The sequence below is a fragment of the Actinoplanes sandaracinus genome, from assembly GCF_030009775.1.
GTDB lineage: Bacteria > Actinomycetota > Actinomycetes > Mycobacteriales > Micromonosporaceae > Actinoplanes > Actinoplanes sandaracinus.
Window position 1 is genome coordinate 73,816 of sequence record NZ_JASCTH010000034.1, and the last position, 13,437, is coordinate 87,252.

Consider the following 13,437-nt stretch of genomic DNA (forward strand, 5'->3'; position numbering starts at 1 on the left):
AGCCTGATGGCCGTGACACGCCGCGTAAAGATCGTCTGCACGATGGGCCCCGCCACCAAGTCACCCGAGCGCATGCTCGGGCTGGTGGAAGCGGGCATGAACGTGGCCCGGATGAACTTCAGCCACGACTCCCGGGAGAGTCACCGGGAGGTGTACGAGCTGGTTCGTGCCGCCGCTGAGCAGGCCGATCGTCCGGTCGCCATCCTGGCCGACCTGCAGGGCCCGAAGATCCGGCTCGGCAAGTTCGCCGACGGCCCGCACCGCTGGGAGACCGGCGACCGTGTCGTCATCACCAGCGAGGAGATCGTCGGCACCAAGGAGCGGGTCTCCTGCACCTACAAGAAGCTGCCGCACGAGGTCAAGGTCGGTGACCGCCTCCTGATCGACGACGGCAAGGTCGCGATCGAGGTCACCGAGGTGGACGGCGAGGACATCCACTGCCTCGTCACCGAGGGTGGGCCGGTCAGCAACAACAAGGGTGTCTCGCTGCCCAACGTCGCGGTCAGCGTCCCGGCGCTCAGCGACAAGGACGAGGAAGACCTGCGTTTCGCGCTGAAACTCGGCGTCGACCTGGTCGCGCTGTCGTTCGTCCGCGCCCCCGAGGACATCAACCTCGTCCACAAGATCATGGACGAGGAGGGCCGCCGGGTCCCGGTCATCGCCAAGGTGGAGAAGCCCGAGGCGGTCGAGCACCTCGAAGCGATCGTGCTGGCCTTCGACGGCGTCATGGTCGCCCGCGGTGACCTCGGCGTCGAGCTGCCGCTCGATCAGGTTCCGCTGGTGCAGAAGCGTGCCGTGCAGCTCTGCCGGGAGAACGCGAAACCGGTCATCGTCGCGACCCAGATGCTCGACTCGATGATCGAGAACTCGCGGCCGACCCGCGCCGAGGCCTCCGACGTGGCGAACGCCGTGCTCGACGGCACCGACGCGGTGATGCTCTCCGGCGAGACCTCCGTCGGTAAGTACCCGGTCCTGACCGTCAGCACCATGGCGAAGATCGTCACCACCACCGAGTCCGGTGGCATGGGCGTCCCGCGGCTGCAGCACGACCCGCGCACCCACGGTGGTGCGCTCACCGTCGCGGCCTCGCAGATCGCGCGCAACATCGGCGCCAAGGCGCTGGTCGCGTTCTCGCAGACCGGCGACACCGTCAAGCGTCTCGCCCGGCTGCACTGCGACCTGCCGCTCTACGCCTTCACCCCGGTCTCCGAGGTGCGCAACACCCTCGCCCTGAGCTGGGGTGTCGAGACCTTCCTGACCGATTTCGTCGAGCACACCGACGACATGTTCCGGCAGGTCGACGCGAAGATGCTGGGTCTCGGCCTGGCCAAGCCCGGCGACTACGTGGTCGTCGTGGCCGGCTCCCCGCCGAACGCCCCCGGCTCGACCAACACCCTGCGGGTGCACCAGCTCGGCTCGCTGGTCGACCCGGCGACGGTGTGACCTTGCTGCACGGACAGGCCGCCGTCGACCAGCTTCTCGATCTCCTCGATCTGGAGCAGGTCGACGCGGCCACCTTCCGGGGCGAGAGCCCGCAGACCGGAGCCCAGCGCGTGTTCGGCGGCCAGGTCGCCGGGCAGGCGCTGGTCGCCGCCGGCCGCACCGTCGACCCGTCCCGGCACGTGCACTCGCTGCACGGCTATTTCGTGCGGCCGGGCGATCCGACGGAGCCGATCACGTTCCATGTCGAGCTGATCCGGGACGGGCGCTCGTTCTCGGTCCGCCGGTCCACGGCCAAGCAGCACGGCAAGACCATCTTCTTCATGTCGGCGTCGTTCCAGGTGCCCGAGGAGGGTCTGGACCACCACACCCCGCCGCCGACCGGCGTTCCCGCCCCGGAGGACGTCCCCACCATGCTGCACTGGGTGGAGAAATATCCCGATCGCGCGGCCATGTTCAAGGCCTCACCGCGATCGGTGGACGTCCGTTACGTGGGTGTGCCCGGCTGGGTTCCACCGGGTGACCGTGGCATCGAGCCCCAGCAGCGGGTGTGGATGCGTCTGGACGGGAAACTGCCCGACGATCCGCTGATCCACGCCTGCGCGCTGACCTACGCCTCCGACATGTCACTGCTCGACGCGGTGCTCTCCACCCACGGCGAGGTGTGGGGTCCCGGCGGTGTCATCGGGGCGAGCCTCGACCACGCTCTCTGGTTCCACCGGCCGTTCCGGGCCGACGAGTGGTTCCTCTACGACAGCACCAGCCCGTCCGCGAGCGGATCCCGCGGGCTCGCCAGCGGGCGCATGTTCACGCGTGACGGCCGCCACATCGCCAGCGCCGTGCAGGAGGGTCTGCTCCGCCGGATCGGTGGCTGAGACCCCGCCGGCGCGGATCCCGGCCTGGCGACCGGCCGGACGACAGATCCACCGCCGGCGGGGCCGGGGACGACGTCTCATCTGATCACGCTTCCGCCGGCGGGCCGTTCCGCCACGGCTTCCACGCCTTCCGGGGTGTCCGGCACGGGCGGCAGGTCCAGGTGGGGTTCGGCGGGGGCGGCGCCGGCTCGCGGACCGGTGATCCCGGCCTGGGCCAGCATCGCGTCGAGGTCCGCGGTGGTGCGCACCACATGGTCGTGGAAGCTCTCCACGACCGCCGGCGAGCCCGGTGCGTCGGCCGAGGCGCCGGGGCGGGCCCGGTGCCGGGCCTTCGACTTCGCCGGGGCGCTCTCGAAATCGGTCATCCCGGCCGTGTAGCCGGCCACCCCGGCGGCCCGCTCGGGCGGTAGTTCCAGCACGTCCTTGCGGGGGCCGGCGACCTCACGCAGCCGCAGCGCGGTGACCAGGTCGGCCACCGCACGCAGCACCCCGAGCGCGCCGAGCACCACCAGCACCAGGTCCGCCGCCCGGGAGAACGGGCTGGCCGAGAAGAATCCGAGCGCGGTCTCCAGCACGCCGACCGTCACCAGCAGGCTCCAGGTGCGGTCCGCTCCCCGGGTCATGATGCCGACCGCGACGTCGACGGCGCCGCGCACCATCAGATACCAGCCGATCAGCGCGGCCGGCGTGGTGAACGACGAGTCCTGGTCGGTCAGCAGCAGGACCCCGGTGGCGGTGAACAGCGCGGCCAGGCCGGCGTTCAGCCACCAGGTCCGGGTTCCGGCGAAGGCGCGCAGCAGTTCGCAGACCGCTCCGAAGAGCACGACCGGCCCCGCCACCGCGGAGACGTCGGCCGGTTCCAGCCGCAGCACCGCCCAGGCGATGGTCAGCCACGCCGCCCCCGAGAACAGCAGGAAGCCCCACATGCCCCCGCGTGCGACGGTCGAGGGCGAAGTACCGGACCACAACATGAGGCCTCCCGCTGATGCTGTCCCTGCCATGACAGCACCCTGGGCTGGCCCGGGCCCGGCGTTCGCTCAGATTGCCGGTGCCGGAGTTCCTTTACCGAAGCCTTTTCACTCGGTAACCCGCCGGTCATCGGCGTGTGTTTGATTGTCCGGTAATGGGAAGCCGGATTCAGAGATCACGACGCCGGGTGAATGATTAGCGGCGACCGCTCGATCAATGGCCCGCTGGTGCCCACATGGGCCGCCACCACGTTACATAGATCGGTGTCAGAGGAGGTCGGCCCTGATCAGGACCGCTGGTCCACTCCTTGGAATTTTGTGCCCCCGGTGGGATTCGAACCCACACTGTATGGTGTTTGAGACCACTTTCTCTGCCGGTTGGAATACAGGGGCTTCACCCTCAGATGGTAACCAGAACCATCAGATGGTGGCACGCCTCAACAGGGCGTGAGTTGGTCACGCCAGGATGAGACTCCGACAGCCTACCTACTAGGCTTAGGGCGGCGGTACCCCACATGCCGGGGTGTCGCGTCATCGACGTTCTGGGGGTAGGGGTTTCCGTGGCCGACACGCAGGGTGGTGTGGAGCGCAAGCGGGTGCTCATCGCCGAGGACGAGGCCCTGATCCGGCTGGACCTGGCCGAGATGCTGGTTGAGGAGGGCTACGACGTCGTCGGCGAGGCCGGTGACGGCGAGACCGCCGTCCGGCTGGCCGAGGACCTCAAGCCTGACCTGGTGATCCTGGACATCAAGATGCCGATCATGGATGGTCTGGCGGCCGCGGAGCGGATCGCCGGCGGCCGGATCGCGCCGGTGGTGATCCTGACCGCTTTCAGTCAGCGCGACCTGGTCGAGCGGGCCCGGGCCGCCGGTGCGATGGCCTACCTGGTCAAACCCTTCCAGAAATCCGATCTGGTGCCGGCGATCGAGATCGCCCTCTCCCGGTACTCGGAGATCGCCGTCCTGGAGTCCGAGGTCGCCGGCCTGACCGAGCGTCTGGAGACGCGTAAGTCGGTGGAGCGCGCCAAGGGCGAGCTGATGACGAAGTATTCGATGACCGAGCCGCAGGCGTTCAAGTGGATCCAGCGCGCGGCGATGGACAACCGGATGACGATGCGTGAGGTGGCGGACCGCATCCTCCAGGAGTCGTCGGGCGGCCCCGCCAGCGGCCCTTCGGCGGCACCTCAAGCCGGTTAGACGGGACCATCCAGGCCGGTGGTACAGCTCACTGCCACCGGTCTTGTATTGGCACTTGACGAAAGGTTGAGGCTCCGTAACGGCTTTGTTACGACCGGCTGCTCCAGTGCTTGGCAAGCTATGATCCGCCAGTCCTTCCGCGATTCATCTGGCGGGGATTTCTGCTGCTAGACACAAGGAGCATCGTTGCGTAGAGCCGTGATTATCTTCACGGCCGTTCTCGGTTTCCTGTTCACTTCCCTGGGTTTCGGCGCCACAAGCGCCTTGGCCGAGGGCGAGGCGTTGCAGGGCACCTTGATCAATGCCAACCAGCCTGTTGCGGGCGTGGCGATCAAGGTGTTCGACCAGGGCGGCACATCGGCCGGGGAGGCGACGTCCGGACCGGACGGCAAGTGGGTGGTACCGCTCAAGGCGGCCGGCACCTACAAGGTCGATCTCGATACCGCGACGCTGCCCCAGGGCGTTACCGTCACCACCGGGCGATCAAGTCTGACGTTGACGGTCTTCGAGGGCGCGGCGCGGAACGTGTTGTTCCCGCTCGGCGGGGCGGCCGCGACGGGCCCGGGCGCGGCGACACCGGAGGACGAGGGGAACTCCCAACTCAGCCGGATCCTCGACCTGATCTATACCGGTATCCATTTCGGCCTGATCATCGCGCTGGCGGCCCTGGGTCTCTCGCTGATCTTCGGCACCATGGGCCTGACCAACTTCGCCCACGGTGAGTTGATCACCTTCGGCGCGGTGGGCTGTTTCTTCCTCAACGTCACCGTCGGCCTTCCGCTGGAACTCGCCGCGGTCGCCGCCGTGGTGCTCGGTGGCGCGTTCGGCTACTTCCAGGACCGGCTGTTCTGGGGCTGGCTGCGTAACCGCCGGACCGGCCTGATCGGCATGATGATCATCTCGATCGGTCTGGCCCTGATCCTGCGCTACCTCTACCTGTTCTTCTTCGCCGGCGACACCAGGCAGTACTCGGCGTACGTCGCCCAGCCCGGCATGGACCTGGGTCTGATCTCGGTGGCCCCGAAGAACCTGATCATGGACGCCGTGGCGATCGTCGTACTGATCGGTGTCTCGCTCGCGCTGGTCATGACCCGGCTCGGCAAGGCGACGCGGGCGGTCTCGACCAACCCGTCCCTCGCCGCGGCCTCCGGCATCAGCGTCGACTCGATCATCCGCCTGGTGTGGACGATCGGTGGCGCGCTGGCCGCGCTGAGCGGTGTCATGCTCGGTGTCTTCCAGGGTGTGAACTACCAGATGGGCTTCCAGATCCTGCTCCTGGTGTTCGCCGCGGTCACGCTCGGCGGTCTCGGCACCGCCTTCGGCGCCCTCCTGGGCAGTCTCGTCGTGGGTCTCGCCACGCAGCTCTCGACGCTGTGGATCCCGACCGAGCTCAAGAACGTCGGCGCCCTGGTGGTGCTGATCGTGATCATCCTGGTCCGGCCACAGGGCATCCTGGGCCGCCGCGAGCGGATCGGCTGAGGGAGGCCTGATGAACTGGGACATCATTCTCGGCGTCTCCCTGGAGTCGCTGATCAACGCAACGATGATCGCGTACGCACTGGCGGCGATCGGCCTGAACGTGCATTTCGGCTACACGGGCCTGCTGAACTTCGGTCAGTCCGCGTTCCTCGGTGTCGCGGCCTACGGCCTGGCGATGATCGTCGCCACGTTCGGCCTGCCGTTCTGGGTCGGCATCCTGGCCGGCCTGGGTGGCGCCGTCATCCTGGCGCTGCTGCTCGGCATTCCGACGCTGCGACTGCGCGCCGACTACCTGGCGATCGTGACGATCGCCGCCGCGGAGATCGTCCGACTGCTCTTCCGGTCGGTCTCGCTCAGCGAGTGGACCGGTGGCTCCGACGGCCTCCAGGCCTTCTCGGACGACTTCTACGCCATGAACCCGTACAGCGGGGCGGTCGAGATCAGCACGCTGATCAGCTTCGACGAGCGCGAGCTGTGGATCATGACGGTCGGCTGGGTGCTCGTCGCCATCGCTCTGCTCATCGTGTTCCTGGCGATGCGCAGCCCGTGGGGCCGGGTCATCAAGGCGATCCGGGAGGACGAGGACGCGGTCCGCAGCCTCGGGAAGAACGTCGTCTCCTACAAGATGCAGTCGCTGATCCTCGGTGGCGTCCTCGGATCGCTGGGCGGTTTCGTCATCGCGCTCCGCAACGCCGCCGTGCAGCCGGACACCTACGGCACCGAGTTCACGTTCTACATGTACACGATCGTGATCCTCGGCGGCGCGGCCCGTGTCTTCGGCCCGGTCGTCGGCTCGATGATCTTCTGGTTCCTGCTCACGTTCATCAACGCCTTCCTGCCGTCGGCGATCGACGCGGGCCTCATCCCGAGTTGGCTGATGAACAAGAACCAGGCGGGTGCGGTCGGGTACATCTTCGTGGGTCTCGGCCTCGTCCTCTTGCTGATCTTCCGTCCGCAGGGCATCTTCGGCGACAAGAAGGAGGTCATGCTCGATGGCCGATGACGCTAGCGTCCTTCCCGGCGTGGCCCGGGCGCGTGAGGCGCTCAAGGACGTCCCGCACGAGCCCGGCGCCAAGAAGCCGGACCCGATCCTGGTCGCCGACAAGGTCATCCGCCGCTTCGGTGGCCTCACCGCGGTGCAGGTCGACCACATCGAGATCCAGCGTGGCGCGATCACCGCGCTGATCGGGCCCAACGGCGCCGGCAAGACGACGTTCTTCAACCTGCTGACCGGCTTCGACAAGCCGAACGAGGGCAACTGGAACTTCAACGGCAAGCCGCTCGCCGGTGTGCCGCCGCACAAGGTCGCCCGGCAGGGCATGGTGCGCACCTTCCAGCTCACCAAGGCGCTGTCCCGGCTGTCGGTCATCGACAACATGCGGCTCGGCGGCACCGGCCAGAAGGGCGAGTCCTTCTGGACCTCGCTGATCCCGGCCCTGTGGAAGCAGCAGGAACAGGAGATCACCGAGCGCGCCGACGAGCTCCTGGCCCGGTTCAAGCTCGACGCCAAGCGCGAGGACTTCGCCGGCAGCCTCTCCGGCGGTCAGCGCAAGCTCCTGGAGATGGCGCGGGCCCTGATGGTGCAGCCCGACATGGTCATGCTCGACGAGCCGATGGCCGGTGTGAACCCGGCCCTCACCCAGTCGCTGCTGGGCCACGTCAAGAGCCTGCGTGAGGACGGCATGACCGTTCTCTTCGTCGAGCACGACATGGACATGGTCCGTGACATCAGCGACTGGGTGATCGTCATGGGCCAGGGTGAGGTGATCGCCGAGGGCACGCCGGACACGGTCATGGCGGACCCGCGCGTCATCGACGCCTACCTGGGCGCGCACCACGACGGAACGGCGCACGACCCTGCCGAGGTGGCCGCCGAGACAGGCGTCCCGGCAACCCCACCCGCCGAGGGAGGCAAGACCGATGAGTAGTGGCTCCAGCAACGAGGTCCAGGACCGCTCCGAGCACCTGAGCGCGGCCGAGGGCGCCCTGGTCCGTGCCGACGACCTGATCGCCGGCTACCTCCCGGGCGTCAACATCCTCAACAACTGTGACCTGTACGCCCGTGAGGGCGAACTGGTCGGCATCATCGGCCCGAACGGCGCCGGCAAGTCGACCCTGCTCAAGGCCCTCTTCGGTCTGGTGAACATCCGCTCCGGCGAGGTCACGCTCCGGGGCGAGGCCATCACCAACCTGAAGGCCAACAAGCTCGTCGCCAAGGGGATCGGGTTCGTCCCGCAGACCAACAACGTCTTCGGCACCCTGACCATCGAAGAGAACCTCGAGATGGGCGTGTTCCTGCGGCCGAAGAAGTTCAAGGAGCGCTTCGACTTCGTGGCGAGTCTGTTCCCCGCTCTCGGCACGCGGCGCAAGCAGCGGGCCGGATCGCTCTCCGGCGGTGAGCGGCAGATGGTCGCGATGGGCCGGGCCCTCATGATGGAGCCCAGCGTCCTGCTGCTCGACGAGCCGTCGGCGGGTCTGTCTCCGGCCATGCAGGACGAGGTCTTCTTCCGGACCAAGCAGATCAACGACACCGGCGTCACCGTCATCATGGTGGAGCAGAACGCCCGCCGGTGCCTTCAGATCTGCGACCGGGGGTACGTGCTGGACCAGGGCCGCAACGCCTACACCGCGTCCGGCCGTGACCTGATGCACGACCCGAAGGTCATCGAGCTCTACCTCGGGACGCTCGCGCGCGCCTGAGCCCCGTACGAGAAAGGCCCCGGAACCGAACCTGGTTCCGGGGCCTTTCTCGTGTGCCTGTCGTCATCTCCGCGGGTCTGTCGCCGCCGCCCCGCTGCCTCGCCGCTCCGCCTCACGGTGGCGCCGTGGGGGATCGGGCTGTCGCCCCCGCCGCCCCGCCCGCCGTGTCGCCGTGGGGACCGGGCTGTTGCCGTTCCTGCCGCCGTTCCCGTCGGCGGGAGCGTCCTCGCGGCGGTGCTCCGTGCGAGCTCTCAGCGGGGCTCTGCCGGGCTTGCGGTCCGGCCGGGTGGGAGGGTGCGGGGCCGGAGGATCTCTACCGGGAAAAGGGCGAGGGCCCGGCCAGTCGGCCGAGCCCTCGCGGTGACGCTCTCGATCAGATCTTGCCGGTCGAGTAGGTCAGGTTCTTGTAGGTGTTGTCGGGGCCGTACTGGTAGATACCGATGGTGGCCTCGGCCGGGTCGCCGGCCTCGTTCCACTCGATCGGGCCGCTCATGCCGTCGTAGTCGATGTCCTTACCAGCCGTGAGGGCGTCCTTGCAGGCCTGGTAGGTGGTGCACTTCTCGCCACCCTTGCTCACCGCGGCGAGCTGCTTGGAGTAGCTGGCCGGAGAGTCGCTCTTGGCGGCCTCGGCGGCCAGGGCCGTCAGGATGGTCGCGTCGTACGACTCGGCGGAGTAGGAGAAGTCCTTCAGGGCCGGGTCGACCTCGAGCAGCTTCTTCTGGAACGCCTCGCTCGCCTTGGCGCCCGGCAGGGTGCCCTTCGAGCCCTCGAAGGTCCCGTTCGGGAACTCCTTGCCGTAGTTCGACAGGTTGCCGTCGACGAAGTACCACTTCTTGGTCTTGGCGGTGAGGCCCACCTCGACCAGCTTGGGGACGATCTTCTTGGTCTCGTCGAAGCCGATCAGGACGATCGCCGCCGGGTTCGCCTGCTTGAGCTTGCCGATCTCGGCCGAGAAGTCGGCGGCCTTGGGGTCGTAGACCTCCTCGGCGACGATCTGGCCGCCACCGCTCTCGACCGCGCTGCGGACGCTCTTGGCGAGACCGGTGCCGTACGCGTCCTGGAGGACCAGGAGGCCGACCGTCGCGTTGCCGTCGGCGACCACCAGGTCACCGAGGACGCGGCCCTGGAGGGTGTCCGGCGGCGCGGTCCGGAAGTAGAGGCCCTTGTCGTTGTAGGTGGTGAACTTGTCCGACGTGTTCGCCGGCGAGATCTGCACCACGCCCGCGCCGGTGATCTTGTCGATCACGGAGAGGGACACCGACGAGGAGGCGGCGCCGATGATGACGTCGACCTTCTCGGCGAGCAGCTTGTTCACCGACTGGCTGGCGATGTCGGTGGAGGTGTCACCGGAGTCGGTGTCACTGACCACGACGTCCTTGCCAAGGACGCCGCCGGCCGCGTTGATCTCCTTGACGGCCAGGTCGACGCCGGCGAACTCGGGCGGGCCGAGGAACGCGAGCGAACCGGTCTGCGGCAGCAGGGTGCCCACCTTGAGCACACCGTCGCCCGCGGCCGCGGGGGCCGAGGTGGAGCCGGTGGCCGGGGTGTCACCATTGTTAGAGCACGCGCCCAGGGCAAGGCAAGCGGCACCCAGCACGGCGGCACTGCGCCATGCGAAGTTGCGGCGGATCATCGAATCTCCTTTGTCCAGCGCGGTGGGTGCATGGGTGGCCCCCACTGCCATGACGCTGATGGTGGCAACCTAATGAGCCTGGGTCCCTGAGGCTAGGTGATAGGGCCGGTTGCAACAGGACAGTTGCCTATCCGTAACTTTCCGCAAGCCTCGGACGCCTCGCCGGCGGGCCTCGCACCCGGGCGGCGCGGTCGGGAATGTCAGACCCGGCGACTAGAGTCCTGGGACGTGAGCGACGACGCCGAGACCCCCCGCCTGCTGCTGCTCGACGGCCATTCGCTGGCCTACCGGGCCTTCTTCGCGCTGCCGGTGGAAAACTTCAGCACCCACACCGGGCAGCCCACCAACGCCGTGTTCGGCTTCACGTCCATGCTCATCAACATGCTGCGCGACGAGAAGCCGACCCACATCGCGGTCGCCTTCGACGTCTCCCGGGTCTCCTTCCGCACCGAGAAATACGCGGACTACAAGGCCGGCCGAGCCGAGACCCCGCAGCCGTTCCAGGGTCAGGTCAGCCTGATCAAGGAGGTGCTGGAGGCGTTGCGCATCCCGGTGCTGGAGAAACCCGGCTACGAGGCGGACGACGTCATCGGCACGCTGGCCACCCAGGGCCGCGCGGCCGGCATGGAGGTGCTGATCTCCACCGGCGACCGCGACGCGTTCCAGCTCGCCGGCGAGCACACCACGATCATCTACCCGGTGCGCGGCGTCTCGGACGTCTGGCGGATGACCCCTGACGCGATCGAGGCGAAATATTTCGTCCGCCCGGAGCTGTACCGCGCGAAGGCCGCCCTGGTCGGTGAGTCCAGCGACAACCTGACCGGTGTGCCCGGCGTCGGCGACAAGACCGCCGCCAAGTGGATCAAGGAGTACGGCGACCTCGACGGCATCATCGCCAACGTCGACAAGATCAAGGGCAAGGTCGGTGACAGCCTGCGTGCCCACCTGGCCGAGGTGATGCGCAACTACGAGCTCAACGCGCTGGTCTGCGACCTGGAGCTGCCGCTGCGTCCCGAGGACGTGCGCTGGCAGGGGTGGGACCGGGAAGCCGTGCACCGGGTCTTCGACGCGCTGGAGTTCCGGATCCTCCGGGAGCGTCTCTACTCCTACCTCGAGGCCGTCGAGCCCGAGGCCGAGGCGGGTTTCGACCTCGACGGGCAGGTCCTGCGCACCGGCGGCGTCGCCGCCTGGCTGCGCGAGCACGCCGGCACCGACCCGGTCGGCGTCGCCGTCACCGGCACCTTCGGCCGCGGCACCGGTGGGCTCACCGGCGTCGCCGTCGCGACCGCCGGCGGCCCCGCCGCCTGGTTCGACCCCACCACCCTCGACGAGGACGACGAGCGCGCCGTCGCGGCCTGGCTCGCCGAGCCGTCCCGGCCCAAGGTGCTCCACGACGCGAAACCCGCCCTGCTCGCCTTCCACGCGCACGGCTGGCAGCTCGCCGGCGTCACCACCGACACCGCCCTCGCCGCCTACCTCGCCAAGCCCGACCAGCGGGCCTACGACCTCACCGACCTCGCGCTGCGCTACCTCAAGCGTGAGCTGCGGGTGGAGGAGTCCGAGGGCGACGGCCAGCTCGCCCTCGCCTTCGACGGCGTCGACGGCCCCGACAACGCCGTCGAGCAGGGCGTGATGCTGCGCGCCCGGGCGACCCTCGACTTGGCCGAGGTCCTCACCGCCGAGCTGTCGCGGGACGGCGGCGAGTCGGTGCGCCTGCTCGCCGACGTGGAGCAGCCGCTGTCCGTGGTGCTCGCCGAGATGGAGCAGCGGGGCATCGCCGCCGACACCGACTACCTGTCCGAGCTGGAGTCGCACTTCGCCGCCGAGGTGAAGGCCGCCCAGCAGGCCGCCCACGAGGTCGTCGGCCGCGAGTTCAACCTCGGCTCGCCCAAGCAGCTCCAGGAGGTCCTCTTCGTCGAGCGCAACCTGCCCAAGACCAAGAAGATCAAATCGGGTTACACCACCGACGCCGACGCCCTGACGAACCTGTTCGCTCAGACCGGCGACCCGCTCCTGGCCCACCTGCTGCGCCACCGTGACGTGGCCAAGCTGAAATCGACCGTCGACGGGCTGCTCAAGTCGGTCTCCGACGACGGGCGCATCCACACCACCTTCAACCAGACCGTCGCGGCCACCGGCCGGCTCTCCTCGACCGACCCCAACCTGCAGAACATCCCGATCCGCACCGAGGAGGGGCGCCGCATCCGCCGTGCCTTCGTCGTCGGCCCCGGCTTCGACCAGCTGATGACGGCCGACTACAGCCAGATCGAGATGCGGATCATGGCGCACCTCTCCGGTGACGACGCCCTGATCGCCGCCTTCAACTCCGGCGCCGACTTCCACGCCGCCACCGCCTCGTCGGTCTTCCACGTCGGTCTCGACGAGGTCAGCCTCGACCAGCGGCGCAAGATCAAGGCGATGAACTACGGCTTGGCGTACGGGTTGAGCGCCTTCGGCCTCTCCAATCAGCTGAGCATCTCCACCGAGGAGGCGCGCACCCTGATGACGGAGTACTTCGAACGCTTCGGTGGCGTGCGCGACTACCTGCAGGCCGTGGTGCAGCGGGCCGGCAAGGACGGCTACACCGCCACCATCCTCGGTCGCCGCCGCTACCTGCCCGACCTGAGCAGTGACAACCGTCAGCGCCGCGAGATGGCCGAGCGGATGGCACTGAACGCCCCCATCCAGGGCTCCGCCGCCGACATCATCAAGATCGCGATGCTGCGGGTCGACGAGGCGCTGAAAGACACCGGCCTGACCTCCCGCGCGCTCCTGCAGGTTCACGACGAGCTGGTCTTCGAGGTGGCCCCCGGCGAGCGCGATTCCCTGGAGGAACTGGTCCGCCGCGAGATGGGCGGCGCCTATCCGCTCTCGGTCCCCTTGGAGGTCTCGATCGGCGCCGGCCGCGACTGGAACGGCGCCGACCACTGACCCCACCGAGCCCGGGCCGGATGTGACGTCCGCCCCGATCGCGGCACGCCGCGGTCGGGTGGCGTTGGGGCCTGTTCGGCTGGGTCGTGTGACGTGGTCCCGGCCGTGGCCCGCTGTGGTCGGGCGACGTTGGGCCTGTTCGGCAGGGTCTATGGCCCAGCGTCGGTTGTGCCGTGCGCGGTTGTGCCGTGCTGGGCTCCACCTCGGCGGGCTCC

At 68.5% G+C, this 13,437-nt stretch carries 10 protein-coding genes and 1 tRNA gene; 8 read left to right on the plus strand and 3 right to left on the minus strand.

Annotation, left to right across the window (positions count from 1 at the left end; genetic code table 11):
- The first annotated feature begins 6 nt into the window (after positions 1–6).
- The gene (gene pyk, locus QLQ12_RS38715) at positions 7–1,443 is read left to right on the plus strand and encodes a pyruvate kinase (protein ID WP_282765928.1); all 1,437 of its coding nucleotides are present in this window, start codon (positions 7–9) and stop codon (positions 1,441–1,443) included.
- A gap of 2 nt (positions 1,444–1,445) precedes the next feature.
- Entirely contained in the window at positions 1,446–2,315 is an 870-nt protein-coding gene (locus tag QLQ12_RS38720) for an acyl-CoA thioesterase (protein WP_282765929.1), read from the plus strand.
- 77 nt (positions 2,316–2,392) lie between these two features.
- On the opposite strand, the gene QLQ12_RS38725 is transcribed toward QLQ12_RS38720, so the two are convergent.
- Both QLQ12_RS38725 and QLQ12_RS38730 read right to left on the minus strand, forming a co-directional pair.
- Positions 2,393–3,286: an HdeD family acid-resistance protein gene (locus QLQ12_RS38725; RefSeq protein ID WP_282765930.1), complete on the minus strand. Its 894-nt coding sequence runs from the start codon at positions 3,284–3,286 to the stop codon at positions 2,393–2,395.
- A gap of 316 nt (positions 3,287–3,602) precedes the next feature.
- A tRNA-Leu gene (locus QLQ12_RS38730) sits at positions 3,603–3,676 on the minus strand.
- A 167-nt stretch (positions 3,677–3,843) separates the two neighbouring features.
- Here QLQ12_RS38730 and QLQ12_RS38735 point away from each other — a divergent pair.
- The 5 genes from QLQ12_RS38735 (at position 3,844) to QLQ12_RS38755 (ending at position 8,658) form a co-directional block, all read left to right on the plus strand.
- On the plus strand, positions 3,844–4,479 hold the full coding sequence (locus QLQ12_RS38735) for an ANTAR domain-containing response regulator (protein WP_282765931.1): 636 nt from the start codon (positions 3,844–3,846) through the stop codon (positions 4,477–4,479).
- 198 nt (positions 4,480–4,677) lie between these two features.
- Positions 4,678–5,958, plus strand: a complete 1,281-nt coding sequence (locus QLQ12_RS38740) for a branched-chain amino acid ABC transporter permease (RefSeq protein WP_282765932.1) — start codon at positions 4,678–4,680, stop codon at positions 5,956–5,958.
- 10 nt (positions 5,959–5,968) lie between these two features.
- Entirely contained in the window at positions 5,969–6,961 is a 993-nt protein-coding gene (locus QLQ12_RS38745; protein ID WP_282765933.1) for a branched-chain amino acid ABC transporter permease, read from the plus strand.
- Entirely contained in the window at positions 6,951–7,886 is a 936-nt protein-coding gene (locus QLQ12_RS38750) for an ABC transporter ATP-binding protein (RefSeq protein WP_282765934.1), read from the plus strand. The genes QLQ12_RS38745 and QLQ12_RS38750 overlap by 11 nt, the downstream gene beginning before the upstream one ends.
- Positions 7,879–8,658, plus strand: coding sequence for an ABC transporter ATP-binding protein (locus QLQ12_RS38755; protein ID WP_282765935.1), 780 nt, complete (start codon positions 7,879–7,881; stop codon positions 8,656–8,658). Before QLQ12_RS38750 ends, QLQ12_RS38755 begins: the two co-directional genes overlap by 8 nt.
- Positions 8,659–9,031: 373 nt before the next feature.
- On the opposite strand, the gene QLQ12_RS38760 is transcribed toward QLQ12_RS38755, so the two are convergent.
- Complete coding sequence (locus tag QLQ12_RS38760; protein ID WP_282765936.1) at positions 9,032–10,291, minus strand: ABC transporter substrate-binding protein; 1,260 nt, start codon at positions 10,289–10,291, stop codon at positions 9,032–9,034.
- 228 nt (positions 10,292–10,519) lie between these two features.
- On the opposite strand from QLQ12_RS38760, the gene polA reads away from it, so the two are divergent.
- On the plus strand, positions 10,520–13,222 hold the full coding sequence (gene polA / locus QLQ12_RS38765; protein ID WP_282765937.1) for a DNA polymerase I: 2,703 nt from the start codon (positions 10,520–10,522) through the stop codon (positions 13,220–13,222).
- The last annotated feature ends 215 nt before the right edge of the window (positions 13,223–13,437 follow it).

Bases quoted from the DNA above. Each gene is read 5' to 3' on its own strand.
- QLQ12_RS38760 (WP_282765936.1), bottom strand. From the start codon at position 10,291: ATGATCCGCCGCAACTTCGCATGGCGCAGTGCCGCCGTGCTGGGTGCC.
- QLQ12_RS38750 (WP_282765934.1), top strand. From the start codon at position 6,951: ATGGCCGATGACGCTAGCGTCCTTCCCGGCGTGGCCCGGGCGCGTGAG.
- QLQ12_RS38755 (WP_282765935.1), top strand. From the start codon at position 7,879: ATGAGTAGTGGCTCCAGCAACGAGGTCCAGGACCGCTCCGAGCACCTG.
- QLQ12_RS38725 (WP_282765930.1), bottom strand. From the start codon at position 3,286: ATGTTGTGGTCCGGTACTTCGCCCTCGACCGTCGCACGCGGGGGCATG.
- pyk (WP_282765928.1), top strand. From the start codon at position 7: ATGGCCGTGACACGCCGCGTAAAGATCGTCTGCACGATGGGCCCCGCC.
- QLQ12_RS38745 (WP_282765933.1), top strand. From the start codon at position 5,969: ATGAACTGGGACATCATTCTCGGCGTCTCCCTGGAGTCGCTGATCAAC.